Origin of the sequence: Paraplanobispora siamensis (genome assembly GCF_016863175.1) — a bacterium.
Taxonomy (GTDB): domain Bacteria; phylum Actinomycetota; class Actinomycetes; order Streptosporangiales; family Streptosporangiaceae; genus Planobispora; species Planobispora siamensis.
In genome coordinates this window covers 1-24,326 of record NZ_BOOJ01000084.1, presented here as the reverse complement: position 1 = coordinate 24,326, position 24,326 = coordinate 1, and the positions used below count along the sequence as shown (strand labels likewise).

Sequence of the window (24,326 nt, the reverse complement as noted above, 5' to 3'; positions counted from 1 at the left end):
CCGGACAGCCGTGTGCCGGGCGGCCATTCGGCCGCCCGGCACACGTGGACCGGGTGATCGGGCGGATCAGCGGAACTCGCCGTCGCTGCGGATCCTCAGGGTCACGAAGGTGTCGCGGACACCGTTGTTGGTGGCGCACAGCTCGTAGCTGCCCTGGCCCAGGAAGGTGCCCAGCGAGCTGCGGCCCTCGGCGGCGAAGATGTTCACCAGGCCGGGCGAACCGGCGATGACCCAGGTGGTGCCGGACTTGCGGAGCTTGAACTTCGCTCCGTCGCGGGAGGCGGTGCCGTCACCGCGCACCTGGTAGTCGGCGAGCTGGGCGACGCAGTACTGCTCGCCCGGCACCAGGTTCTTGCTGCGGTAGGTGTCGGCGTGCGCGGCTCCCGATGCGGTGACCAGCAGCGTTGCGGCGGCCGCGGTGGTTGCGACGGCGGCGGCGTAGCGGCGAATCTTCATGGTCTCGTTCCTCTGGTTTTCGGTGGATCGGTCTGACTCCATGAAGGTAGGTCGATGCCGTATCCGCTTTTGAGACCACTTCGCGCTCAGTATTCGCCCATTCGCTGTTCGCCGCGGCAATCCAGCTCTCGCTGCCACAACAGCTCGGTGAAGCGGGCCTCACCGGCCGCCAGATGCCGCCGGAAGGTGCTCATCGGCAGCCCTAGCAGCTCGGCGGCGTCCGCCTGGGTGCTCGCGGGATGCAGGAACGTGTGGTGCAACGCCCGGTAGGCGCGCCGGTCGCGGGGCGAGGCCTCCATGCGTGCGGCCGTCTCCCGGATGATGTCGCGCAGCGCGCGCTCGGCTCCGGCGGGATCGTCGGCGTCCCCGGCCACAAGGCTCACCATGGTCGAGCCGAGCAGTGCCGACCCGCGCAGTCCGCCGGCTTTGCCGTACGACCTCAGCGCGGCCTTCACCGCCTCGGCGAACGCCTCTTCGTCCAGTACGGAAACGGGCCCGACGGTGAGGGCGTCGCGTTCGGCGAGCACGCAGATCCATGCCAGTGGCGGCACCGCGCGCCAGTCGTGGCCGAAGACGGCGAAGCGCCGCTCGCCGACCTGGAAGTCGGCCTCCGGCATGCGGTGGAAGTCCAGGTAGGCGCAGGCGTCCTGCCAGGGTTCGGCCTCGGCGAAGGTCAGCAGCGTCACCTCCGGCGACGGCGAGGTCAGGTAGGAGCGGCACAGGTGAGTGGTGATGAACATGTGCGTCGGCGACGGCCTCTGGTGGCTCTGCCCGTCCATCCAGAAGCGCACCATCCGCACCTCGCCCGCATCCGGCAGGCCCGCCATGGCCGGGTCCGCCACCTGCCGGTCGGCGACGATCAGCTGGTAGAAGCCGACCGCCTCGCCCGACGGCTTGCGGACCACCGTCACCGACGACGGCTGCCGGTGCAGCCACAGCTCGCACAATCGGGCGGACTCCTCGCCCTCGTGCTTGCGCACCCAGGAGACGATCGTGTCCAGCTCGGCCGCGGTGGGGCTGCCGGTGGACAGATCGGCGGTGCCGGGCACCTCGGAGACGAACGGTCCCAGCACCGAGGTGTCGCGGTGCAGGTAGACGAAGTCGAGCAGGATCATCTGCCGGGCGATCGGAGCGGCCCCGGCGAACTGCTGGCGGTAGTGGGCGGCGGCCCGGCGCCGGATCTGCGCGCATCCGTCCGGGTCGCGCCATCGCAGCTCGGCCTCCAGGGCCTCGCGGGCGAGATCGTGCGGGAACAGACCGCGGGAGCCGTACTCCACGATGGACAGATCGCGCAGCCAGGCGAACAGCTCCCCGGCCTCAGGCAGGTCCAGTAACGCGGCCAGCAGCGGCTCGGTGGTGGCCAGCACCAGCGCGCACGCCTCCAGCGCCTGATGGTGCAGCGGGCTGGGCACGGTGTCCACGAAGCTCTTCAGCAGCGCGGCCATGACCTCGTGGGTGGCACCGGCGGAGAACCTGCGTTGCGCCGACACGTCGGCGACCAGTGCCAGCGCCAGGGGGTGGCCGTGGGTGAACTCCAGCGCCGGCCGGCGTTCCTCCTCCGGCACGCCGCGCAGCCCGAGCAGCGCGCAGCCCTCGTGGTAGCTGAGGTTGCCCAGGGCTACGACCTCGACCAGCTCCCGCCATCCCGCATCGACCCGCCACACCGGTGAGGGGCGGTCCCGCCCGGCCAGGACCACGATCGCCTCGGCGCCCAGCGCGGGAATCAGCTCGCGGCGCAACCACGGCTCCAGCGGGGCGAGCAGTTCGGCCGTGTCCACCAGCAGGACCAGTCCCGGTACGTCGGTCAGCTGGGTCAGGGGGTTGCCGGTGAGGCACAGGCTCTCGGCGAGCGTCCGGGTGATCGCCTCCGGGCTGGGCGTCAGCTCATGGCCGTCGAGCCAGACGACCTGCCGCCCGGCCGTGCGGGCCAGCCAGGCGTACTGGTGCAGCAGCGCCGTCTTGCCGACCCCGCCGGCCCCGTGCACAAGCAGGATCCGGCCCGCCGCCGCCGGGTCGAGCAGGTCCCGGAAGGCGGCCAGTTCGTGTTCCCGGCCGACGAAACTGCGCCGCCGCGCGGAGTCCAGCCGGTCGGCCAACCGTATCGACATAACGCCTCACCCACCGCAGGGCCCCGAGCTGGAGTGTCCACGGCCGAGACCGGCCGGTCCAGCCCCCCGGCAGCCCTCATCGGCCCTTGGAGCAATCGTGCCCCCGATCGACCATGTCAACAACGCCGCAGGTCATACAGCTGGGCGTTGCCGGCGATCGGCGTTCTCAGAGTGGAGCGATGGCCAGCCGGACGCCGAGCACGACGAGCGCGCAGCCCATGACCCTGTCCAGCACCGCCGGGAGCGTAGGCCGCCGGACTCGGCGACCGACTCGGGTGAACAGCAAGCTCATCCCGGGATACCAGGTCAGCAGTACCGCGGCGTGCGCGAGGAGCAGTACGGCAGCAGCCGGGACGACCGCGTCGTCCGGCCCGATGAACTGCGGGAACACGGTGGTGTAGAAGATGCCCACTTTCGGGTTGAGCAGGTCGCCGACCAGACCGCGACGGAACCCGCCGAACGTGGAGAGCCCGGGCGCCAACCCTTCGGGCCGCCGGCCGGCTGCCCGGTACCGGGCCGAGCGCAGGGACTGCACGCCCAGCCAGATCAGGTACGCCGCGCCCGCCAGGCGCAGCACGTCGTAGGCCACGCGCGAGGACGCCAGCAACGCGGCGAGCCCGAGTACCGAGGCCGCAGCCCAGAAAATCTTGCCGAGCGTCAGGCCGATCGTGGCGGCGACCGCGGCGCGCTGGCCGCCCTGCCGTGCGCAGTGCAGTACGACCGTGAGATTGGCGCCGGGGGTTGCCGCGAGGATCAGGCACAGCGCGACGAAGCTGCCCAGCTCGGCCCAGCTGAGGGCTACCACGTCGGCCCACTGCCACCGGCCACGCCCGTGAGCGTCCTCTCCGGAGGGGACGTCGAGTGCCGGGGGTGGGAGAGAAAGATGCATATCGTCACCCCATGACCGTGATGCAATGAGTAAGTGCATTTCAACGCTTACGGCGGCAACGCGGCGTTGCTGGCAGCGGCCCTGTCGAACCTCGGCGATCGATGCGACACGCTCACCGTGGAGGCCTTGCTGGCCGAGCATCGGGTGGCGCGCGCCCAGCTGACCGACCGGCAACTGGAGCTCCTGCTGGCCTGGCGCATTCGCCTTTGGGAGGCCTTCGCCGCAGCCACCGGGCCGGAGCGGGTGGCCGTCGTCAACCGGTTGCTGGCCGATGCGGCAGCCCGTCCCTATGTGTCCACGCATGACGGCCAGCCACCGCACCTGCACTACGCCGATGAGAACGCCGACGTCGTCACGCGGGTACGGGCCGTCACGGCGGCCGGGCTCGCCCTGGTGCTCACCGAGACCGATCCGTGCCGTCTCGGCCGGTGCGCGGCACCGGGGTGCCGTACCGTCTTCGTCGACGTGTCGCGCAACGGCCGCCGCGAATACTGCTCCCGCCGGTGCGCCACGCGGGTCCACGTGTCCGCCCACCGGACCCGGATGCGGCGGTGGTGACCCGATACGACCCTCCCCGGAGAAGCAGAACGCTTGTCAACGGACATCCGGCAACGCGGCACAGCCCACCGGGCATGTGAGGCTGGTCACAGAAGCCGGGCAAGGACCGGAGAGTGCGCTGGTGCGGCCGCAGACCGTGGCTGCGGTCACCATCTCCGGGCACCCGCTCGTGGAGGGGAACCCCGTTACGGCAGGCCGATCAGCCGAGCAAGGTGAAGATCGCGACATGAATCGAAAACAGGAGGTATTCAGTGAAACATCTGTGTTTTCGTCTCGTCGTCGGTGCGCTGCTCGGGACAGTGGGGCTTGCTGCGACGGCGCAGTCCGCCGGGGCGGCGGCCGGCCCGCAGACGCCGGGGGTGCTGTGCGGGCCCGGCTTCCGCGTGGTCGACAGCGACCCGATCCGACGCACCGACACCGGTCAGGTGATCGGTAAGGTCCATCTGCTGTTCGACGAGGTAACCGGCCAGGCGTGCGGGGTGACCGTCAAGTCGGCCTACCTCGGGGCGGTCACCAGGGCCGGGGTGTACCTGTCCCCGGAGGGCGCGCAATCCGTGGCCAGCGACGGACCTCGCCTGGTCTACGCGGGCCCGGTCAGAGCTCCGGCGAGAGGCAGGTGCGTGCTGTGGGGAGGCCTTCTGGCCGACCCCGCCGGAACGGTGTTCCTGCATGAGCGGGCCAATGCCGCTGTCGGCGGCATCGTGACCTGTTTCTGATCTGCTCGCGGTGTCGCGGGCCGCGCACTTCCGCGGCCCGCGACACGACGGCCCGTCCGTGACCGCGGTTCAGATGACCGGCTGATCCAAACGAAACTGCCCGGGCGTGCCTAGGATGGCCTGTGTGGCGATCATCCCCGCGTACACACTGCCCGGTGAGAAAGTCATGCCGGAAGGCATCGCATACAGCTCCGATCATGGTTTCTACGCCGGGAGCATCACCGACGGCACGATCTTCCGCGGCTCTCTCGACGACGAACTGGCCCAGGTGTGGCAGCCTCCCGGAAAAGACGCCCGCACCTGCGTTCTGGGCATGGCCGTGCACCGGAATCAACAGCTGATCGCGTGTGGCGGTGAGACGGGTCACCTGTTCGTCTACGACATGGCCGACTCCGCCCTGCTCGCCCGGCGCACCGTCCCGGCGACGAACACCCTCCTCAACGACGTGTGGACCGTGGGCGAGGCCGCCTTCGTCACCGACTCGGCCCGCCCCGTGCTCTGGCGGCTCCCCTTGGGCGCCACGCCACAGGCCATCGGCGAACCAGAGATCTTCGCCGATCTGGCCGGCGCCGGGGCGAACGCCTTCCTCAACGGGATCACCGCCACAGCCGACGGAACGGCGCTGCTGGTCGCCGCGCAAGGAACAGGGACGTTATGGCGGGTGGAGATAGCCTCCGGCGCGGTCGAGCAGGTGCGGTTACCGGACGGCTACGGCTTTTGCGCGGACGGGCTTCTACTGCTTGACGATCGCCTGCTTGTCGGCGTGGTCAACGAGACCCGCGACAGCACGGTCGTCTTCTCCCTCGCCGTCGTGGAGTTGGACGCCGCCGCCCGAAAGGCCGTTCCGGCGGGCAGGTGGGACGATCCCCGGTTCGACACCCCGACGACGATCGCACTCGCGCAGCAACGGCTGCTCGTGGTCAACTCCCAGCTCACCCGGGCCGAACCTGCCGCTCCGTTCCATGTCATCTCCATGGACCTTCCGCCGGTGCCGTAAAGCCCGTCCTGCGACTCTCGGCGAGCAGGCGTCGTGCGGTGCCCGGCTGCTCTACGTCCTCTGCCCGGGCAGGTCGCTTGCCTGCCGGATCCGGTCAGAAGCGGAAGCGGGTCAGGCCGCCCGGCTCCGTCGACGAGACCACTGTCGCCGAGCGCGGCTCGATGCGGTACACGTTCCACGGCGGCGGTCCTTGCGACGGTGCGTTGAACGGGGCGGTGATGCCCGAACCGCTCTCATCGGGTTCCGCCGGCCAACCGTTGTCCGCCCACGCCCTGGCAATGCGCGCCACTGCGCCCGGCTCGGTCACCCGCACCGCGGCACCCTCGATCACGACGTCCGCGTCGCGGATCGACACCGCGACCGAACACCGCGGATCGCGCGCGACGTTGCTCGCCTTGCGCGTACCCGCGCCCGTCTGGAACCAGAAAGCGCCGTCCACCCAGACAGCGCCGACCGCGGTCACATGCGGGCTGCCGTCCTCGTTGACGGTGCACAGCCACGTCGTGCGGGCGTTCACCGCGTCCGGCCGCGGTGTCGACCCCGCATCGAGCTTCGCGACAACGGCGGCCCAATCCACCGGCGGCAGGCCATCCGCCTCACCCAGATTGACGATCTCCATATTCAGAACCTACCTGCCCGCCCTCCCCCGGCAAGCGCCGCTCTCAGGCGGCTTCTGCCGCTGCCAGGGGCACGTCATAGGCCCAGGCCACGGTCCCCCTGCACCAGCGCATCCTGGCACAGGCCAGTTCCGGGTGCCGCCCGTAGTCGGCTGCCAGCTGGGCCACGCACATTTGCTCCGGGGCGTCATAGGCGTCCCAGACGGCTTCGACGGCCTGGCGTACCTCGTGGACAGTTGGCCGGTCCGACGGCTGAAGGGGGCTGCAGAACAGCACCTCCGCCAGTACCGTGGCATTCGCCCTGGCATCGCCGTATACCTGATCGTCGGGCATCTCCTCACACACCTTCCCGGGACCGAGCCGAGTGCTTGTCCCTTTCAGAGTGCGCTCGACGAAGCCGGAAGCCATGGGGGAAAGCCCCTAGCACTACCCCTAACTTTTCCCTCGGGTGCCCCTGAGCGGGGACGGCGAACGATGCTCGAGCCGCACATCCGCCCGACCCCGGCTGCCGCTGAAGCGCTCGACCGCCACGACTGACCGTTACCAGGCGCCGTCAGCCGGCGTCGAGAACGAAGAACAGGAAGCTCAGGAATCGTGTGCGGGTGGGCTCGATCTCGCGCAGCTCCTCGGGGAACAGCTCGCGGGCTTCCGGCGCGAACGGCGGTTCGCTGATGACGCTGATGCGAAAGCCGGCCGCGGTGAAGGCCTCGGTCATCGCGTGCAGCGGCCGGTCCCAGAAGCTCATCCGGGCGCTCCGCCCGCCCATGGTCCATTCCTCGACCCGGTTACGGATCCCGAAATAGCTGGGCTTTTCCCCGGCCATGTGATGCATGAGGGTGATGGCGAAAGGATGCTCGACCGAGACCAGCAGCCGGCCGCCAGGCCTGAGCACGCGTCGCATCTCGGCCAGCGTCGGCCCCCAGTCCCGCAGATAGTGCAGCACCAGGGACGCGATGACGTCGTCGAAGGCATCATCGGGAAAGGGCAGCGGATCGGCCAGATCGGCCACCCGCAGATCCGCCCCGGCGCCCAGGCGTCGCCGGGCCAGCTCCAGCATCCCGGCACTGGCGTCGATGCCGGTCACGATCGCGCCTCGATCACGCAGCTCGGCGAACAGGGGACCCGAGCCGCAGCCGGCGTCGAGGATGCGCCGGCCGGTCACCTCACCGGCGAGCTCCAGCATCGCCGGCCGTTCGTAGTACGCGTTCAGCAGGCTGGTGTCGTTCTCGGCCGTGTACCCCTCGGCCAGACGGTCATAGTCGTTGAACGCGGAGGGATCGGCGGCCTCGACGGGATCTTCGGGGATGGTAGACATGAGGGCCATTTTGACCCAGTCGGTCCCTGTGGCGCAGACATACGGGCCGTTCGTCGTGATCAAGCGCTTCGCCGCCGCCGCGGCGCAGCCGGGTGCAGGTCCGGCGCCGAAGGCCCCAGCACCAGGACACCCGGTGAACTTCCGGCTCAGGACACTAGCGCTGAGCTCGTACGAGCGGTCTGACCGTTGCCCTGGCCATCACCTTGGTGTGCTCATCACGCTCGCGGGCCAGCTGCGGCGCCCACGGCGGTTCCCTGCGGTCGGCGCCCGCGGGCTCCTGGCGGTAGAAGATGTCGATGTCGACCTCTTCGCCGCCCATGACCAGGGTGTCCCACGCGCCGCTGACGACCAGGGTGCGCAGGGTCTCACCGGACAGCTTGCCGAGGTGGGCGCGTAGGGCGGCGTCGTCGGGCAGGCCGGTGACGCGCTGCGCCAGGCGGGTACGGATGCGCCGCAGCCGCTCCATGAGCACCTCGACGTCGGCCTCCGGCGTCGCCTGCGCATCCTCGCCCTCGCCCGCCAGGGCCGTGGCGATGTTGTCCTTGACGGCCCGGGTGACGCCGTGCTCATCGGTGGTGACCATCGCCTGCCAGGCGCGGCTCTTGTGCCGGTACTGCAGCATCGCCATGGCCGCCTCGTGCCGGATGAAGTCCGCATCGCGCAAGGCCCGCCCGCGCCACGCCTGGCTGAGCGAGCGGGCCAGCGAGATGGCCGAGGCCAACCCGCTGTTGAGACCACGACCCGGCCAGAAATGGATGGCGTTGGCCGCATCGCCGAGCAGGAAGCCGTAGGTGCCCGGCGTGGCCGCCGTCGGCGCGTGCAGGCGCGCGGTGAACCGCGGCCGTTGCACCATGTCGAGCCGGAAAGCGGTGACGGCGCTCAGGTCGCTTTCTTGCACGCCGAACATGACCAGCCCGTCCCTGATCCGCCGCCACAGGGCCGAGCCCTTGAGCAAAGCGGGCAGGAACAGCGTGCCGTGGGTGGAGCAGTGGAACTCGCCGTGGTCGTTGCGTCCCATCATGCAGGGGCTGGCGGCGACGCACTGCTCGAAGACGTGACGGACGGGATCGATCCCGATGACCTCCATGGCCTCCTCGTCGGTGAGACGCATGTTGAGGAAGCCCTCGCCGTCCAGGGCGTTGAGCAGGAAGCGGTTCTGGGCCACGGTCAGCAGGACGCTCATGGCGTCGGGCAGGCCGGACCTCACCCGCAATCCCAGCACGACGTCCTGCAGGTGCCGGCCGTCCAGGGAGTAGATGGAGCTGTCCGCGGTGCCGAACTTGCCGGCGAAGTGCTCCCGCGTGCGCGAGCGCCCGCCCTCGCAGATGGCCAGCACGTGCTCCTGTTTGGCGCTTTCGCCGTGCTCCTCGGGCGAGAAGCGGGCCGGGACGAGCCGGATGCGACCGGGCTTGTCGTTGGCCAGCTCCAGCAGCCTGTCCTCGATGGCGGCGATGCGGAGGTTACGCGGCGCCTGGCCGCGGATGGAGTCCGGACCGGCGGGCCACATCTCGGAGTAGGCCCCGGGGGTGAACAGCCGCTCCTGCACCGATGCGGGGAGATTCAGGTACTGGCGGCTCTGGACCGTGACGACCTGCTGGCGGCGGACGTTGCCCTCGGCCTGCCCCTTCCACACGATCCGCGAGTCCCTCTCCGTCCAGCGCCCGTCGTAGACGGTGACGGCGACCTGCGGGCCCATGAGGTCCTCCAGCAGGAGCGCGAAGCCCAGCCCGACGGGACCGCCGCCCGAGACCGACACCCTCAGGACCGGAACCGATGAGTCGAGGAGCGTGGCGGCCTCATCAGCGGCCTCGTCAGCCCCATCATCGGCGCTCTCGTCGGCGGCCAGGAAGCGGAAGCGCTCTTCACCGATCATGATCAGGTCGTCCGGCCGCAGCACGTGCGATGTCACGCGCACCCCGTTGACCAGGGTTCCGTTCCGGCTGCCCAGGTCGTGCAGGACGTAGCGCCCGCCCTCGTGCCGCACTTGCGCGTGGCAGCGTGAAGCGCGCCTGCTGGCGATCACCACGCTGGAGTCGGGCCTGCGGCCGAAGGTGATGGGCGTGTCGCCGAGCATGAAGCGCTGCCCGCGGAGCGGGCCGTCGTCTCCGATGATGACAGGGGGCATAGCTCTCATCGTGAACGAGCACGCTCAGCCGTACCGCTGAAAAATACGTGTACGGCTCCAGCCGGCGAGCCCGGGCGCCGAGCGTCGGCTGATCACGCGATATGGGTCAGCGACCTACGGCTGCAGCGCCCGTGGGAAGAACGGAACCGTCTTCAGCGGCATGGTCGCTCCCGCCCTCCTCTGCCCTTCCTCAGCCGCCCGGGTGTCCGTACCACCCCGGGCGGCTGCGCCGTCACCGGACCCGGGCGGGTCTCAGCCGGGGATGATCAGACCGCGCCGGCAGGCGCGGACCAGCCGGCGGGGCACCAGGAGCTGCCGCCCGTCCACGGTGACCGGAACCAGGTCGGGGACGGTGGCCTTCCACTGGGAGCGGCGGTGGCGGGTGTTGCTGCGCGAGGTCTTGCGCTTGGGAACGGCCACGGCCTACCAGCTCGCCTTCGTGACGCCGGGCAGCTCGCCGCGGTGGGCCATCTCGCGGAAGCGGATGCGCGACAGGCCGAACTTGCTCAGATGGCCGCGGGGACGGCCGTCGACCGAATCGCGGTTGCGGATGCGGGTGGCGGAGGCGTCGCGGGGCTGGCGGGCCAGGGCGCGTACGGCCTGCGCCCGTTCCTCCGGTGCGCCGGTACGGACGACCTCTTTCAGCTCGGCCCGGCGCCCGGCGTGACGGGCCACGATCGCCTTGCGGCGCTCATTGGCTGCGATCTTGCTCTTCTTGGCCATCAGACCTTGCCTCCCCGGGCCCGGATGCGGGCCACGGCCGCCTCGATGCCGATCTTGTCCACGGTCTTGATCGCCTTGGCGCTGAGCGTGAGCCGTACGGACCGGTTCTCACTCGGCAGCCAGTAACGGCGGTGCTGGATGTTGGGGTTCCAGCGGCGGCGGGTGCGCCGGTGGGAGTGGGAGATGCGGTTGCCGAAGACCGGCGCGCTCCCGGTGAGCTGGCAGTGCGCCGACATCAGGGCCTCCCGTAGCGCTGGTTGAAGCGCTCGACCCGGCCGGCGGCATCCAGCACGCGGCTGCGGCCGGTGTAGAAGGGGTGGCTGGCCGAGGAGACGTCGACGTCGACGACCGGGTAGGTGTTGCCGTCCTGCCACTCGATCGTCTTGGTGCCGGTGATCGTCGAGCGGGTCAGGAAGGCGAAGTCCGCGCTCGGGTCGCGGAAGACCACGGGGCGGTAGTCGGGGTGGATGCCCTTCTTCATCGTTCCTCCTTGAAGGGGACGTGCCGGCGGATGATCGGGTCGTACTTGCGCAGGGTGAGCCGGTCGGGGTCGCTGCGCCGGTTCTTGCGGGTGACGTAGGTGTAGCCGGTGCCCGCGGTCGACTTGAGTTTGATCACGGGCCGGAGCTCGTTTCTGGCCATGGGGTTCCTCTCGTGAGGTCCAGGCGTGCAATGATAATGGAAACGGTTTTCATTCCGTCAACCGATGTCTGACCGCGACGCCGCAAGCGCCACCGCGCCCGCGCCCGCAAAGGAGAAGCCCCGTGTCCACTCCCGTCGTCCTCGTGGCAGGCCTGTACCCCCAGGCCCGCACCGCCGCCGTCGAGACACTGCTGCACAGCCACCCCGGCGCCCTCGCGATCCACCACGACCTGCGCTCGGTGACCCGCGGCCGAGTGGAGCGCGTGATCCGCGACCGCTCCGGCGTGCTCGACCTGACCGAGGTACGGCTCGCCCACGGCTGCGTCACCTGCACCGTGCGCGAGGACCTGCTCCCCGAACTCCTGCGGCGCGCCGCCACCGCCTCCCTGCTGATCGTGGACCTGTGGGACTCGGTCGAGCCGCGTTCGGTGGCCGAGGCGATCGACTGCGAGCAGGCCCGCCACCCGCTGCGCCTGACCTCGGTGCTCACCGCCCTCGACACCGCGCACATGCCCGTCGACATCACCCGCGGCGACCGCCTCACCGAGACCGGCCAGATGGCGGCCGCCGGCGATGAGCGTCATCTGGCCGAGGTGCTGGCCCGGCAGATCGAATACGCCACCGGCCTGACCCTGCACGGCGGCGACGCCGAAGACACCGAACTGGCCCGCGCCGTGCTCGCCCACCTGGCGCCCGTCACCCCGATCTTCCCCGCCGACGCGCTACCCGAGGTGACCGGCGCGGCCCTGTGCACCGGCACGCTGGCCGAACGCGTCGACCCCGCCACCGCGCAACTGCCCTGCGACGCCCGCACCGACGAGGTCACCACGGTGGTCTGGCACCGCCTGCGCCCGCTGCACCCCGCCCGCCTGTTCGCGGCCGTCGACGAACTGGCCACCGTCTCGGTCCGCTCACGCGGACGCTTCTGGCTGGCCACCCGCCCGCAACAGATGCTGGCCTGGGACGCGGTCGCCGGCGTCGTCTCGGTGGAGAACGCCGGGCCATGGCTGGCCGCACTGCCCCAGACGGCCTGGGACACGCTCTCCCCGGCCCGCCGTACGGCCGCCGCCCTCGACTGGGACGACATCACCGGCGACCGCGTGCAGCACCTGGTCTTCACCGGCCCCGACCTCGACCGCGAACGCATGCACGCCCTGCTCGACTCCTGCCTGCTCACCCCGGAGGAGGCCGTGGCCGGCCAGAACGCCTGGGCGGGATACGACGACCCGTTCGCCCCCATCCTCGACCTGAAGGAGATCGCATAAGCCCCGCCGCACCCCCCGCGAGAAGAGCAACCCGCTGCACGCGGTGAGCTGCATCGACCCCTGGCTTCGAAGACACGGCCTGGCACCGACCCACGAAACAGGCAATCCCCTGGCCGCGCCCGACTGAGGCCGGCGTTTCATGAGAGCACGACCAGATACAAAGAGCACACGATGCGCTACTTTGAGTAACAAATCCTGGGAGGATTTCGCCCGGCTACCGGTGAGGAGCGCCCATGGCCACCAGTGACCAGCATCGGCCGGAGATCGTCGTCGGCCTCGTGGCGACCCCGCCGGACTATCCGGCGCAGGTGGTCGCGCGGCTCGCCGCCGAGCTGGCCGACCGGCTCGCCGAGCGGATGGACGCGGACGTGCGCTGGATCGTCCGGGAAGGCTGGGGTGAGGTCGCTCCGCGCCGCGACGGCGGCGCCGAGGCGCTGCTGGACGACGTCGCCCGTCGGCGCGAAGACGCCCGGTGGGACGTCGCGATCTGCCTGACCGACCTGCCGCTGCACACCCAGCGAGTACCGCTGGTGGCGCAGACCTCCGCCCGGCGCCGAGTGGCGACGGTGTCCTTGCCCGCGCTGGGACTGCGCCAGTTGCGCGCGCTCCGCGCGACCGTCCCGGCTCTCGTGGGCCGACTGCTCACTGACACCTCCGAGACGCGGGTGCCGCCGCTCGGCCCGGCACCGGCCGAGCTGGCCGGCCAGGTCGCCGCCATCGACCGGGTGGTGGGCGGGGCCGATGCCGGGGAAGTGGGCTACCTCGCCTCGCGGCTGGCCGGCCGGGTGCGGCTGCTGACCGGAATGATCCGGGCCAACCGGCCAGGGCGCGCCCTGCTGGGCCTGTCCAAACTGCTGGCCGGCGCCTTCGCCACGGCCGCGTTCGCGCTCACCACCAGCGCCATCTGGGAGATGGGCGATGCGCTCGGCGGGCTCCGCCTCACCGTGATCATGCTCCTCGGACTGGCCGCGCTGGTGACCTGGCTGATCATCGCACACGACCTGTGGGAGAAACCCGGCCGGCAGACACCGGCCGAGCTGGCCCGGATGTTCAACCTGGGCACGATCCTCACCCTCGCCCTGGCCGCCGCAGTCTCCTACCTGGTGCTTTTCGCCGGAACGACACTCGCCGCGGCGCTGCTGATCGACACCTCCGTGCTGGAACGCAAACTGCAGCGGCCGGTCGATTTCACCGACTACCTGATGCTGGCCTGGATCATCAGCTCGCTGGCCACCGTCGGCGGCACGATCGGTTCCGGGCTGGAGGACGAGGACACGGTACGAGCCGCCGCTTACGGCTACCATCCCGAACCCGGCGGCCGGCAGGACGAGAAGGAGGCGTAGTTCCCGCTCCGGGGCAGGGCTCATCCGCGCCGCCGGGCGCGCACCGCAGACCAGCGCCGCCGGATGGACCCGCATCGGGCCACCACGCTCGCCGCGACGGCCCGACGCGGGTGACCCTCAGGGTTTGAGGACGACCTTCTCGCAGTTGTCCTGCTTGTTCTTGAAGAGCTCGAAGCCGCGTTCCGCCTCGTCGAGCGCCAGCGTATGGGTGATGATCCGGGTCGGATCGAACTCTCCGCGCTCGATGCGCTGCAGCAGCGGCTTCATGTAGCGCTGCACGTGGCATTGCCCGGTACGCAAGGTCAGTGACCGGTTCATCCACGCGCCGGCGGGGAACTTGTCCAGCAGGCCTCCGTAGACGCCGATCACCGAGACCACGCCGCCGCTGCGGCATGACATGATCGCTTGACGCAGCGCGTGCGGGCGCTCGGTCTCCAACCGCACGGCCTGCTTGAGCCGGTCGTACGCGGCGATGTGCGCGCTGCCGTGGGTGGCCTCGAGGCCGACCGCGTCGATGCACTTGTCCGGCCCCCGGCCGCCGGTCAGTTCCAGCAGCCGGGACCGTACGTCGACCTCCTCGAAGTTCACCGGCGTGTGGCCCGCCCGTTCGGCCATCTGCAGCCGGTACGGCTCCTTGTCGATGGCGATGACCTCCGCGGCGCCGAGCACCCGGGCGCTGTCCATGGCGAACTGGCCGACCGGGCCGGCCCCCCACACCGCCACCACGTCGCTGGACTGGATGTCGCACATCTCTGCACCCATGTAGCCGGTGGGCAGGATGTCGGACAGGAACAACACCTGCTCGTCGGCCAGATCCGACTCGATCTTCAGCGGACCGACGTCGGCGAAGGGCACCCGCGCGTACTGTGCCTGACCGCCCGCGAAGCCGCCGGTCAGATGCGAATAGCCGAAGATCCCGGCGACCGGGTGACCGAACATCTTCTCCGCGATTCCGGCGTTGGGATTGGAGTTCTCGCAGCAGGAGTACAGCTCGGCGGCACAGGCGGCGCACGCGCCGCAGGCGATCGGGAACGGCACGACGACCCGGTCCCCGACGCGCAGCCGATCCGGATCGATACCCGGACCGACCTCGACCACCTCCCCCATGAACTCATGACCCATGACGTCGCCGTCCTGCATCGTGGGCACATATCCGTCGACCAGGTGCAGGTCCGAACCGCAAATCGCGGTGGAGGTGATCCGTACGACGGCATCGCGCTTGTTCAGGATCGTCGGATCCGGCACGTCACGGACCTTGACCTTGTTACGGCCCGCCCAGGTGTTCGCCCTCACTCGTCCGCTCCCTTCGCGAGCTCGGAGTCCGACAGCGGTTGCGCCGGCCGCTGCGGGAACTCCTTGCGGGCCCGCTTGCCCCACGGGGCGCCGTCGGACCGGACCACCTCGCCGGTCTCCAGCACCTGCTTGAACCGGCGCAGGTCGTCGTCGAGCTGCTGGTGCGGTTCCTCGCCGAAGTACTTGGCGACCGCCTTGCCGACCGTGCCGCCCGGAATGTCGTACACCAAAACCACCTGCACCTCGGTGCTCACACCGTCCGGGGCCGGCATGAACCGGACCGTGCCGGTGTTCGGCACGTCGGCGTCACCGATCGACCGCCACACGATCTTCTCGCCGGGCACCTCGTCGACGATCTCCGCATCCCACTCGACGTCCTTGCCGAACGGGGCACCGGCGACCCAATGGCTCGTACGGTCACCGGTGCTGCGGACCTCCTCGAGATGCGCCATGAACGTCGGCAGGTTCTCCAGATCGCGCCAGAACGCGTAGACCTCCGGTACGGGTTTGCGAATGGTTGTCGTGGCCGTCAGTTCCATGGATTCCCCTCTGCATATGCCTCGCACCACCAGCAGGGAATCGATCTCCGTCACCTGCCCGGCCGGCGCGCCGGTCAGCAGGTCCCCCACTGTGATCCCGACGACGCCGGTGACACCGACGAGCCGCCGCCGAATGCGCGCACCACGGTGGGCGCCGGCCGGCCGAGCGAGATCAGGTTTACCGCGTCACCCATGATCCAGAGCGCGGCTGATTCGAGCTGTGTCTACCCCCCGTGATGTCCCCCAACCCACTCGATCACCCCGCGGGAATCGCACCGGTCTCGACCAGCCGTAGAGGGAATCCGCAGGCGTGAGCAGGCACGCTAGGGCGCTCAACCAGGGCGGACAGCTCTCGTCACCGAATCGTCGTCAAGATCGCCTTCGTAGCGCCCTGCGGATGGCGGGCCCGCCTCTCCTTCCTGTTGCTTTGTCTGTTGCCGTGGCTTGTTTGTTGTTTAAAAAATCGATGCCTTTACTATGTAGATTAATAAGGTGGCCGACTCACCCGGTGATCCCCGGCTAGCCGCAGGTGTTGCAGGCCCCGGCCGCCCCGACAGCGGCCAGCGTGGTCTTGCCGGCGACACCGTCCGAGGTGGCGGCGCAGCAGACCCCGTTGTCATGGGTGAGCGTGTCGGCCGCCTCCTTGACCACGTAGACCTCCCAGGGCTCGCTGCCGGGCCCCTCGGTCCAGATCTTGTCCTGTACGGCGTAGCAGCACGACGTGGACTCCTCGTACGCCACCCGCAGGCCCGCCGCCGCGAGCCGGTCGGCCGCCTCGATCACCTCCTCGCCGGTCTCCACCTCCACGCCCAGGTGATCCAGGGCGGTGGCCCCGGTGGAATCACCCTGCAGCAGCACCAGCTTCAGCGGCGGCTGCGCGATGGCGAAGTTGGCGTAGTTGTCGTGCAGCTTGGCCGGAGCGGCCTGCAGCAGCTTGGTGTAGAACTCCACGGCCCGTGCCAGATCGGGCACCCGCAAGGCCAGCTGAAGTCGGGACATGACTACCTCCTGTGTGGGTTTCGCTTCTTGCTGAGGTAGACGGAGCGCGCGCCGCAGGGATGCGGCCTCACGGCTGTTCCAAAGCCGGTGATCTTGCTCCCGTCACCTCAAGATGCTGAGTGCGCTGAAGCGCGCGGCCATGTCCTCCGCCCACTGTGCCGGTGTGCGATGGTCTGCCAGGGGGATGCCGGCCTCGATGCGCCACAGGGCATCGCCCAAGGCGTGGCGCAGATGCCAGGCCATCACCCGGTCGGTCGACAGCCGGCGGCCGGTGACCTGCCGGTAATGACGCATGACCGCTTTCAGAAGCTCGAGGCCGGGGCCCATCCCGGGACCCGGAAAGGCGCGCAGGTCGTACTCCGGCTCAGCGGCTCCGGCAGTCTCGAAATCCACCACCAGCCGCAGTTCATCGCCATCCCACACCTGGTTGTCACCATGCAGATCGCCGTGCACCAGCACCGCAGGACCAGAGTGGGCCAGTACGGCTTCGGCCCAGTCGCACCAGCGCGTCAAGGCGTGACGCTGATCCGGCCGAACCCACCGGCCGAGCCGCTCACGCAAAACCGTGGTCGTGGCGGGCGGCAACTGGGCGCCGGTGAGCTTGCCGACCACCTGCTCGGCGCGCTCGAGCGCCGCCGGATCGTGCAGGGCCGCCAAAAAGCACGCCAGCTGCCTGCCGGCGCGGTCCCGGTCGATCGAGCCGACGACCTCGAACAGGGATCTCCCCGGCACCCACCTGGTGACGAGCAGCAGCGGATCCATGCCGCAGGCGACGACCTCAGGCAGGAACGGCACCCGCGGTTGGCGTGAAAGCGCGCTCAGGATGCCGATCTCGCGCGCCAAGCGCAGGGCCGCGGGGCGTGACCACGCGAATTTCGCGATGAACCGCTCACCGACGATCGCGCTGGACGACTGCCACAGCGGGTCCTTCTCCCCCGCTCGCCCGGCGATCGTGATGGAGCATCCGGCAAGCTGCGGAGCCACGACCCGCAGCGCCTCATCGAGCGCCTCGGCAGAGCACTCGGCCAGCCACTTCATACTCGGGCACCAGCCACGTCAACGACAGTAGGACACCGGTCAACCGCGGCCAAGCGTCCTCCTGGCGGGGCCAGAGCGTTCTCCCGGCAGGGCGGCATGGACATCCATCCAGGATCCCCGGCGAAGCGGAAGCGGGCTCCCCGGTCTCCGGCGCCGCCGCAGTGGGAACGGCGCGGGAGAACACGGTCGTGCGGCCGGTCGATGCCCGGCGGGCGAAGAAGAAGGGATGCGGGCGCTCAAGCGCCACCCGCGGCTTCACCGGGCCGCCCGCGGGCACTCGGCCGACATGGCCGAGCACGCCTACTTCTCCCCCGCCCCCCGCCTCCCGCGACGGCCGATCCTTCACCATGAACTGCGCGTTCGTCTTCATCGGGGTCAGCTCAGCCCAGAACCAGCATGACGACGAAGGTGACCACCCAGGCGGCGGCGACCCGTCTTTCCTCCTTGTGCCAGATCAGCGCTGACTCCGGCCGCGCCGGGGACATCGGTTTAAGTGTGAGCAAACCGGTGGCTTTACAATGTAGATTTTTAGTTCCCTAGAAGATGCCTTCCTCGATGTCGGAGTCGTCGCTGATGGTCCCGCCGTCGCCGTCGATGAACTTCGCGGTGATGTAGACCTCGTCACCCCGGTTGCCGAAGCTGTCGTCCTCGTTGAGGAACGACCCCTGCGGCACCTCCCAGGTGTAGTTCAGCCGGATGCCGTCCGGTCCCGCCGTCAGCCCGTGGTCCCCCCGATACCAGGTGATCGGGCCGTAGATGACCTGGTCGGTGCCCGGGTCGCTGCCGTAGAAGCGCACCTGGATCCTGCCCCCGTGGATCAGGTAGCCGTTCGCGTCGTACTCGTTCATGGGCACGTGCACGCTCAGCGTGATGGTGCGGGCGGCGGGAACGCCGGTGTTGAAGCCGATCTCGAGCTGGGCGGTGATCTCGGTCGCCGCCTGGGCGGGCGTCGTGGTCAGGCCGATGGCGGCGACGGCGGCCACCGACGCGGCGGCCAGCCTGGTGAGGATTCTGTTCATGAGGTGTCTCTCCGCTCTGCGGTCGCCGGGCCCGCGGCCGGGCGATTGAGGGGCATGGGATGCGGCGGATCGCGTTCACGGGAAGACCGGAAAACGAGCCGCTCATCCGTACGGCGTTCCATCCCGTTCCATCGGGTCGCGGAGCATCCGGCGGCCGGCCGGCCCGGCACTACGCTCGTGGTTCTCCGGCTACGGCCTTCTGCGCCTCCGCGGGGGCCTCTCTTGTGAAGTGGCGCGGCTCCCGGCTGAGCGCGGCGACGGCGGCGGTCAGGATGAGCAGTCCGCCCAGCGTCACGAGGGCCGCCGCACCGCCCAGCGCCGCCGCCACAACCAGGCGACGGCCTCCCCCGCCTGCCGGCGCATACTGGGCCGGGCCGGCCGCTGCTCCCCGTCGTCCTGCCGCGCAGAGCCGTCCTGTCGCGCAGAGGGGTGCGGACGGTCCCCGGGATGGCGCGGCACCTTCGCCAGGGCGTAGAAGAACGTGGCGGCCAGGAAGGTCAGGGCGTCGACCGCGAAGGGCACGGCCCGCCCCAGGCCGTACAGCAGGCCGCCGAGCGGGGGGCCGATCAGTCCCGCGGCGTGAGTGCGGGCCTCTTCCTGGGCGTAGGCGGCGTGCAGCTGGCCGGAGGGGACGATCCCGCGGATCGCCGTGTCCTTGGCGGGACCGGTGAACGCGGCGCACACCCCGTCGAGCATCGCCAGTGTGACGAAGTGGCGGCGGCCGTGAACTCCTCGCATGAGGCCTCGGAGCCGGTGAGGTTCACCGGCGGGAACGTCAGCGGCCGCCTTGCGGGAACCTTGGGAGGCCGACGGTCAGCAGAAGTGGCATGACGGCTTTGAGGGACACCCGGGAATAATAGACCCACTGAGCAGGCAATCCTCCTGCCGGCCGCCTCGGGGCACCCGTACGAGGCGTGCACGACCGATCGGCTGACATGCGCTCCGGGAGCCGCGTCCGCGGGGAGGAGCCGGTCCTACCCCGCCACCCACGCGTGCAGCGGTACGTGGTCCGACCATCGCCTCCTGGCGTAGTCGACGAAACAGCCCCGCATGCGGCCGGCGCCGGCGAACACGTAGTCGATCTTCCGCTTGCGGGTGACGTAGGTCCAGCGGTTGCGCGGATCGCACTCGTCGCGGCCCGCGTAGGCGGTGGCGGCATCGCGCGGCACCAGGTTGAGGTCGCCGCCGACGACGCCCCGGCCGAGCCTGAACAGCTCGCGAAGCTGTCTGTGCCGGTAGGGCGCGCCCTTCTGCCGGTCGTCGTAGGTCGAGCCGGAGGAGAGGTGCGCGGTGCACAGCGCCCGGCCGGCCGTACAGACCGCGTACCTGCGGGCGCCCCACGGCGGCGAGGTCAGCGCGTGCGCTTCGAAGCGGGCATCCCGCTCGGCTATGGCCAGTGTGACGCTCTGCACCCCGCGCGCTCTGCCGCTCCAGTCGGGGTAGCACTGGTACGGCGAGCCGTCGGGGCGGGTGAGCCCGGCCGACTTGACGCTCCACGCCCGGCCGGTGCGCGCCTCCAGTTCGCGCTCCAGGTCGGCGTCCGCGCCCGTGCAGAACTCCTGGAGGAAGATCACATCCGCCTTGGTGGCCAGCACGGCAACGTGCCAGGCCAGCTCGGTGGCCGGGCGGCGGAACAGGGGGCAGTCGCTGTTCGTGCCCGCACAGACGTTCCACGTCATCACGTGAAGCACGGGGGCCTGCGCGGGCAGGTCAAGGGACAACAGTCCGGCGATCACGAGATGTCTGATCATCACTGGCATCGTACGAAATCTGAGCCGGGGTCAGCGGCTCACCGTAACCGTCCGAGTGGGGTCGGAACCCACGTGCAGGGCCGAACGGCGGCCTCCGGGTCAGCGCGGGCGGCCCCGCCGCAGGCGCCCCGGCGGCAGCCACTGCTGCAGTCGTAGCAGCTCGCGCTCGGAGACGGCGACGTCCTCGGCGATCCAGACTCGCCGCAGCGTGGCCAGCGGCGACAGGTCATCGGGAAGCGTGTCGAACCTGCTCTGGAAGAACCCGGTCCGGGTCAGCGCCGGCATCCGTGAGACGCCGTCGATGAGCGCGGCGCGGAGGAGGTCGCCACGTTCCCGGCCTCGAGGTCGCCCAGAACGACGAGCAGGGTGCGCTCGGCGCGGTGCCGGTCCTCAAGGAGGCCGGTGAGGCGGAGGTCGCCGGTCACGACGAGGGGTCCGGGGCCGATCACCAGGTCGGCTGCGTCGAGGTCGCCCTCATGCACCACGACCCCGTCACCTGTCACCCAGCTCCACCACGGGTGCAGCCGCTCGCGCCAGCGCTCGCCCGCCTCCGCCGCCATGCGCGGCCACACCTCCTCAGCCGACGCCCGACTCGTTTCCCCGGCGGAGAGCGTGCCGTATAGATATCAGGGGTTCTCCCCTCGCGGGCGGACATCCTGAGACCGGGACCATGGACGGGTTCAGGCAGAGGAGTCCTGGTCGGTCCGCGCGCCCATCGGAGTCGGGCGCGGTCACACCGGTGGGTCGGCGAAGGCGGCGGCGCCCACCTCCTCCAGCAGCGCCGCGGCGGCCGCCGTGCGCGCGATCGCTTTGCTCGGCCCGCTGCCGGTGGCGGTGACGCGGTGGCCGGCGTTCACCGGGTGGGTGGCGACCGTCGCGGTGAACAGTGGGGCGTGCCCGGGACCGCTGGTGGTCACCGTCCACTCCAGCGGGGTGATGCGCTCCTGCTGGACCCACTCGTTGAGCAGGCTGACCGGATGCTGTTCGGTCGTCAGCCGGGCCCCGGTCGCCGCCGCGGAGGTGGCCACCGCGATGCGGGCGGCCTCCTGCTCGGCGGCGGCGTGCTCGATGCGGATGCCGGCCTCCTTCAGCCAGGTCTTGAGTGTGAAGGTCGGTACGGCCAGCTGCTCGGCGGCCTGACGGATGCTCGCCCCGCCGGCCAGGAGCGTCTGGGCGACGGTGACGACGCGCTGCCGCTCCCGCCGCCGGTCCTCCTCGCTGGGCAGGTTCGTTCGCCGCGCGTGCGCGGCCGCGCCCTCCTCCAGCATCTGCCCGGCCTGCACCAGGCAGGTGACGCTGCAGTACAGCCCCAGCCGGATGTGGCGGCCGCGGCCGCCGGGCGCCCGCTCCAGCAGATACCAGCCCGCCGGCACCCAGATGCCGCGCTCGGATCGATGACAGACGCGGCAGAAGAACGACCGTTCGCTCTCCTGGTGGCCGGAGCGCGTGGCGGCCAGGCCGCCCCGGGCACGTGAGGGCGGTGGGTGGGCGTCGCTGGGGCGTGTGCCGTCGCGATCGGGGTGCTCGGTCACGGGCCGCCTTCCGGGAAAGTGCGCAACGGGTGTCGTAGGCGATCCTGCCGAAAGGATCGCAGGACCGAGGCGAAACGGAGCATGACCCGAGGGGTCGCGGCGCCAGGGCTCGGTCAGCCGTTCGGGCGCGGCCGCCCGGCCACGCGCACGACATCGACCTGCCCCGCACCGCGCGGCGGCGGCGCACCGGGTGTCTGGAGTCCGGCGTATCGGTAAGGAGGACGGCATCGGCAGGCAGAACGGTCACCGGCGGTGAAGGCGCCGGGATCCGATGCGCGGCGATGACGAGCAGCTGCTGGGCGGGCTGATCTCCGCCCACCACCTGGCCTGCATGCAGGCCATCCCGGCGCTGGTCGCCGGCTATGCCGGCCTGGCCGGTTTCACCGACACCGTGCTGTATGTGGCCGATCTGCAACGTCGGGTGCCGGTGCCGGTGCCGCTGCCCGCCCAGCACGACGCCGGCGGCAGGCCGCTGCAGCGCATCCGCATCGATGCCACCATGGCCGGGCGGGCCTTTCGCGGCCTGCCGATCGTCCAGGCCCGGCCGACCGACCAGATCGGCCGCTGTGAGGAGGCCGGCGCCGTCTCGGCGCTGAGCGGGCACGGCCCGCGGCGCCGGTGGCTGCCGCTGCTGGATGGCACCCCGGCTCCTGAGACGCTGCGCCGGTTGATCCAGACCTTGCTGGAGCATCAGCACGACCACCTCGACGATGATGCCACCGTGCTGCTGGTGGAATGGCAGAGCCAGCATCACCGCCAGCTCCTGCCCTGAGTGAGCCCCGCCGAACCGCGCCAAGACCCGCTGAGGCCCGCTGAGGCCCGCTGAGGCCTGCGGCCGGTCCTGCCGTTGTCCCGTGTTTCCCGTCCGGGCGGCGATCCACCGATCGGTGGATCGCCGCCGCCGCTCGGTTGAGCCGGCGTCCCCACCGTCCGGCAGCCAGGTCCCGTCTACCGGTCGGTGTTGGAAGAGGTACCGGTCGTAGCAGGCTGAATGCGTCAAGCACCGATGGGCCGGGGCGGGAAGGACCCGCTCATGCCGGCAGTGATCGAGACGCCGGCGAGCACCTCGAACCCGACCCCGGCAGCGGATCGCAGAGAGGACCTCACAGCCATGGCAGCCATACGCACCGCCGAGCGGAGTTCCGCGACGTGGCGGCTCATCAAGGTCGAGAGCACGTTGTGCGTCAGGGACAAGGTCGGCCCCCTGTGGGGCATCGGCTTCCCGCTGATCCTGTTGATCATCCTCGGCAGCGTCCCCGATCTGCGGGAGCCCGTGCAGGCCGGCGGCAGCCTGACGTACTTCGACCTGTACGTGCCGGTGCTGATCCTGTTCAATCTGGCCATCCTGGCCACTTCCTCCCTGCCGACCACGCTGGCGGGTTACCGGGAGAACGGCGTGCTGCGACGCATGCGGACCACGCCGGTCGGCCCGGCCCGCGTGCTCGCCGCCCAGCTCGTGGCCAACTTCGCCATCGCGGTCGTCGCGATGGTCCTGTTCCTCGCGGTGGCCAGGTTCGGCTTCGGCGTCGACCTGCCGGAGCACCCTGTCGGTTTCGCCCTCGCCTGGCTGGTCGCCACGGCGGCGCTGCTCGCGATCGGCCTGCTGATCACCGCGCTCGCGCCCGGACGCGGCCCGGCCACGGCGATCGGCACGGTGCTGTTCTTCCCGATGATGTTCTTCGCCGGGTTGTGGGTGCCGATCTCGCTGATGCCGCCGCTGCTGCGGAACATCGCCCACTACACTCCGCTCGGTGCGGGCATGGGGGCGTTCCAGGACGCGTACCTGGGTCACTTCCCGTCCGCCGTGCCGCTGTTGACCCTGGCGGCCTATGCCGTGGTGTGCGGGTCCGTCGCGGTCCGCTGGTTCCGCTGGGAATAGACACCGGAGATGGAATCTCGCGAGGAGGAGTTGTGAGCGAGAAGATCTCGCAACAGCCGCCGTTCCTTCTGGTCAACGTGGTGCCGTACGCGCTGCTGGCGCTCCCCTTCGCGATCCTGATGATCGTGGAGGGCTGGACGGGCGGCTCCTCGCTCATCGATCTGGGCCTGTGCGCTCTGGCGGCGGTGTGGATGCTCGGCATGTTCACCCTGCGTCCCGGCTGGTGGGACCGGCCCCGGATCATGGGAGTCTTCGTTGCGGGGCTGCTCGTGATCACCGCGGTCCTGGTGGTCCGTCACCCCGTTTTCGGGCTCTTCACCCCCGCCCCCTACGTCTACTCCTTCACGGTCCTGCTCTGGCCGTGGCAGTTGCTGGGTGTGGCCGCCACGGCGGTGGTGGCCGGTACGGCGCAGGCGTCCGGCGTCCCCAAGGCGGACGCGTTCGGCCTGACGATGTACGTGATCATCGTCGCCTTCAACGTCGTTTTGATGGGTGGCACCGCGTGGGTGCTGCGGCTGGCCG

Annotated in this window: 29 protein-coding genes and 1 pseudogene; 8 read left to right on the top strand and 22 right to left on the bottom strand. The window is 70.3% G+C overall.

The window, feature by feature from the left end; translation table 11 throughout:
- Window positions 1–66: 66 nt before the first annotated feature.
- The 3 genes from Psi01_RS40200 to Psi01_RS40190 all read right to left on the bottom strand — a co-directional run bounded on the left by Psi01_RS40200 (window position 67) and on the right by Psi01_RS40190 (window position 3,453).
- On the bottom strand, window positions 67–456 hold the full coding sequence (locus tag Psi01_RS40200; RefSeq protein ID WP_204069453.1) for a hypothetical protein: 390 nt from the start codon (window positions 454–456) through the stop codon (window positions 67–69).
- A gap of 86 nt (window positions 457–542) precedes the next feature.
- Complete coding sequence (locus Psi01_RS40195) at window positions 543–2,564, bottom strand: ATP-binding protein (RefSeq protein WP_204069452.1); 2,022 nt, start codon at window positions 2,562–2,564, stop codon at window positions 543–545.
- 166 nt (window positions 2,565–2,730) lie between these two features.
- Entirely contained in the window at window positions 2,731–3,453 is a 723-nt protein-coding gene (locus Psi01_RS40190; RefSeq protein WP_204069451.1) for a LysE family translocator, read from the bottom strand.
- A gap of 33 nt (window positions 3,454–3,486) precedes the next feature.
- On the opposite strand from Psi01_RS40190, the gene Psi01_RS40185 reads away from it, so the two are divergent.
- The 3 genes from Psi01_RS40185 (at window position 3,487) to Psi01_RS40175 (ending at window position 5,724) form a co-directional block, all read left to right on the top strand.
- On the top strand, window positions 3,487–4,011 hold the full coding sequence (locus Psi01_RS40185) for a CGNR zinc finger domain-containing protein (protein WP_204069450.1): 525 nt from the start codon (window positions 3,487–3,489) through the stop codon (window positions 4,009–4,011).
- Window positions 4,012–4,262: 251 nt separating this feature from the next.
- A complete protein-coding gene (locus Psi01_RS40180) occupies window positions 4,263–4,727 on the top strand; it encodes a hypothetical protein (protein ID WP_204069449.1) in 465 nt (154 codons plus the stop codon).
- 124 nt (window positions 4,728–4,851) lie between these two features.
- Window positions 4,852–5,724, top strand: coding sequence for an SMP-30/gluconolactonase/LRE family protein (locus tag Psi01_RS40175; RefSeq protein WP_204069448.1), 873 nt, complete (start codon window positions 4,852–4,854; stop codon window positions 5,722–5,724).
- Window positions 5,725–5,818: 94 nt separating this feature from the next.
- Here Psi01_RS40175 and Psi01_RS40170 read toward each other — a convergent pair whose 3' ends face one another.
- The 9 genes from Psi01_RS40170 to rpmG form a co-directional block, all read right to left on the bottom strand.
- Window positions 5,819–6,343 (bottom strand): pyridoxamine 5'-phosphate oxidase family protein, encoded by a 525-nt coding sequence (locus tag Psi01_RS40170; protein ID WP_204069447.1) that lies wholly within the window; start codon window positions 6,341–6,343, stop codon window positions 5,819–5,821.
- Window positions 6,344–6,386: 43 nt separating this feature from the next.
- Window positions 6,387–6,674: a hypothetical protein gene (locus Psi01_RS40165; protein WP_204069446.1), complete on the bottom strand. Its 288-nt coding sequence runs from the start codon at window positions 6,672–6,674 to the stop codon at window positions 6,387–6,389.
- A gap of 220 nt (window positions 6,675–6,894) precedes the next feature.
- On the bottom strand, window positions 6,895–7,665 hold the full coding sequence (locus Psi01_RS40160; protein WP_204069467.1) for a class I SAM-dependent methyltransferase: 771 nt from the start codon (window positions 7,663–7,665) through the stop codon (window positions 6,895–6,897).
- A gap of 145 nt (window positions 7,666–7,810) precedes the next feature.
- Window positions 7,811–9,781, bottom strand: coding sequence for an FHA domain-containing protein (locus Psi01_RS40155; protein ID WP_204069445.1), 1,971 nt, complete (start codon window positions 9,779–9,781; stop codon window positions 7,811–7,813).
- Window positions 9,782–10,033: 252 nt separating this feature from the next.
- Entirely contained in the window at window positions 10,034–10,201 is a 168-nt protein-coding gene (rpmF, locus tag Psi01_RS40150) for a 50S ribosomal protein L32 (RefSeq protein ID WP_204069444.1), read from the bottom strand.
- A gap of 3 nt (window positions 10,202–10,204) precedes the next feature.
- Window positions 10,205–10,504 (bottom strand): 30S ribosomal protein S14, encoded by a 300-nt coding sequence (gene rpsN / locus Psi01_RS40145; protein ID WP_204069443.1) that lies wholly within the window; start codon window positions 10,502–10,504, stop codon window positions 10,205–10,207.
- Entirely contained in the window at window positions 10,504–10,740 is a 237-nt protein-coding gene (rpmB, locus tag Psi01_RS40140; RefSeq protein WP_204069442.1) for a 50S ribosomal protein L28, read from the bottom strand. The genes rpsN and rpmB overlap by 1 nt, the downstream gene beginning before the upstream one ends.
- A complete protein-coding gene (locus Psi01_RS40135; RefSeq protein WP_204069441.1) occupies window positions 10,740–10,985 on the bottom strand; it encodes a type B 50S ribosomal protein L31 in 246 nt (81 codons plus the stop codon). Before Psi01_RS40135 ends, rpmB begins: the two co-directional genes overlap by 1 nt.
- Window positions 10,982–11,146 carry a 50S ribosomal protein L33 gene (rpmG, locus tag Psi01_RS40130; RefSeq protein ID WP_204069440.1) on the bottom strand — a complete coding sequence of 55 codons (165 nt, stop codon included), beginning with the start codon at window positions 11,144–11,146 and terminating at the stop codon, window positions 10,982–10,984. The genes Psi01_RS40135 and rpmG overlap by 4 nt, the downstream gene beginning before the upstream one ends.
- Before the next feature lie 122 nt (window positions 11,147–11,268).
- Between rpmG and Psi01_RS40125 the strand changes: the two genes are divergently transcribed.
- Together Psi01_RS40125 and Psi01_RS40120 are read left to right on the top strand one after the other, a co-directional pair.
- Window positions 11,269–12,411, top strand: a complete 1,143-nt coding sequence (locus Psi01_RS40125; protein ID WP_204069439.1) for a CobW family GTP-binding protein — start codon at window positions 11,269–11,271, stop codon at window positions 12,409–12,411.
- 233 nt (window positions 12,412–12,644) lie between these two features.
- Window positions 12,645–13,754, top strand: a complete 1,110-nt coding sequence (locus Psi01_RS40120) for a DUF2267 domain-containing protein (protein WP_204069438.1) — start codon at window positions 12,645–12,647, stop codon at window positions 13,752–13,754.
- Between the two features lie 117 nt (window positions 13,755–13,871).
- On the opposite strand, the gene Psi01_RS40115 is transcribed toward Psi01_RS40120, so the two are convergent.
- The 10 genes from Psi01_RS40115 to Psi01_RS40070 all read right to left on the bottom strand — a co-directional run bounded on the left by Psi01_RS40115 (window position 13,872) and on the right by Psi01_RS40070 (window position 21,925).
- Complete coding sequence (locus Psi01_RS40115) at window positions 13,872–15,047, bottom strand: zinc-dependent alcohol dehydrogenase (protein ID WP_204069437.1); 1,176 nt, start codon at window positions 15,045–15,047, stop codon at window positions 13,872–13,874.
- Window positions 15,044–15,676 (bottom strand): SRPBCC family protein, encoded by a 633-nt coding sequence (locus Psi01_RS40110; protein ID WP_204069436.1) that lies wholly within the window; start codon window positions 15,674–15,676, stop codon window positions 15,044–15,046. Before Psi01_RS40110 ends, Psi01_RS40115 begins: the two co-directional genes overlap by 4 nt.
- 429 nt (window positions 15,677–16,105) lie before the next feature.
- Complete coding sequence (locus Psi01_RS40105) at window positions 16,106–16,585, bottom strand: ArsI/CadI family heavy metal resistance metalloenzyme (protein WP_204069435.1); 480 nt, start codon at window positions 16,583–16,585, stop codon at window positions 16,106–16,108.
- Window positions 16,586–16,687: 102 nt separating this feature from the next.
- Window positions 16,688–17,623, bottom strand: a complete 936-nt coding sequence (locus Psi01_RS40100; protein WP_204069434.1) for a phosphotransferase family protein — start codon at window positions 17,621–17,623, stop codon at window positions 16,688–16,690.
- Between the two features lie 536 nt (window positions 17,624–18,159).
- Window positions 18,160–18,642: a hypothetical protein gene (locus Psi01_RS40095; RefSeq protein WP_204069433.1), complete on the bottom strand. Its 483-nt coding sequence runs from the start codon at window positions 18,640–18,642 to the stop codon at window positions 18,160–18,162.
- Window positions 18,643–18,933: 291 nt separating this feature from the next.
- Window positions 18,934–19,380: an MFS transporter gene (locus tag Psi01_RS40090; RefSeq protein WP_204069432.1), complete on the bottom strand. Its 447-nt coding sequence runs from the start codon at window positions 19,378–19,380 to the stop codon at window positions 18,934–18,936.
- Between the two features lie 236 nt (window positions 19,381–19,616).
- A complete protein-coding gene (locus tag Psi01_RS40085) occupies window positions 19,617–20,393 on the bottom strand; it encodes an endonuclease/exonuclease/phosphatase family protein (RefSeq protein ID WP_204069431.1) in 777 nt (258 codons plus the stop codon).
- Window positions 20,394–20,492: 99 nt separating this feature from the next.
- Window positions 20,493–20,678 carry a hypothetical protein gene (locus Psi01_RS40080; protein ID WP_204069430.1) on the bottom strand — a complete coding sequence of 62 codons (186 nt, stop codon included), beginning with the start codon at window positions 20,676–20,678 and terminating at the stop codon, window positions 20,493–20,495.
- Complete coding sequence (locus Psi01_RS40075) at window positions 20,666–20,953, bottom strand: hypothetical protein (protein ID WP_204069429.1); 288 nt, start codon at window positions 20,951–20,953, stop codon at window positions 20,666–20,668. The genes Psi01_RS40080 and Psi01_RS40075 overlap by 13 nt, the downstream gene beginning before the upstream one ends.
- Before the next feature lie 171 nt (window positions 20,954–21,124).
- Window positions 21,125–21,925: a double-stranded RNA binding motif domain-containing protein gene (locus Psi01_RS40070; RefSeq protein ID WP_204069428.1), complete on the bottom strand. Its 801-nt coding sequence runs from the start codon at window positions 21,923–21,925 to the stop codon at window positions 21,125–21,127.
- Window positions 21,926–22,196: 271 nt separating this feature from the next.
- Here Psi01_RS40070 and Psi01_RS40065 point away from each other — a divergent pair, with 271 nt between their 5' ends.
- The 3 genes and pseudogenes from Psi01_RS40065 to Psi01_RS40055 form a co-directional block, all read left to right on the top strand.
- On the top strand, window positions 22,197–22,697 hold the full coding sequence (locus tag Psi01_RS40065; RefSeq protein WP_204069427.1) for a hypothetical protein: 501 nt from the start codon (window positions 22,197–22,199) through the stop codon (window positions 22,695–22,697).
- A 339-nt stretch (window positions 22,698–23,036) separates the two neighbouring features.
- Complete coding sequence (locus tag Psi01_RS40060; RefSeq protein WP_204069426.1) at window positions 23,037–23,804, top strand: ABC transporter permease; 768 nt, start codon at window positions 23,037–23,039, stop codon at window positions 23,802–23,804.
- 32 nt (window positions 23,805–23,836) lie between these two features.
- Window positions 23,837–24,326: pseudogene (locus tag Psi01_RS40055) on the top strand (sensor histidine kinase); the annotation flags it as partial.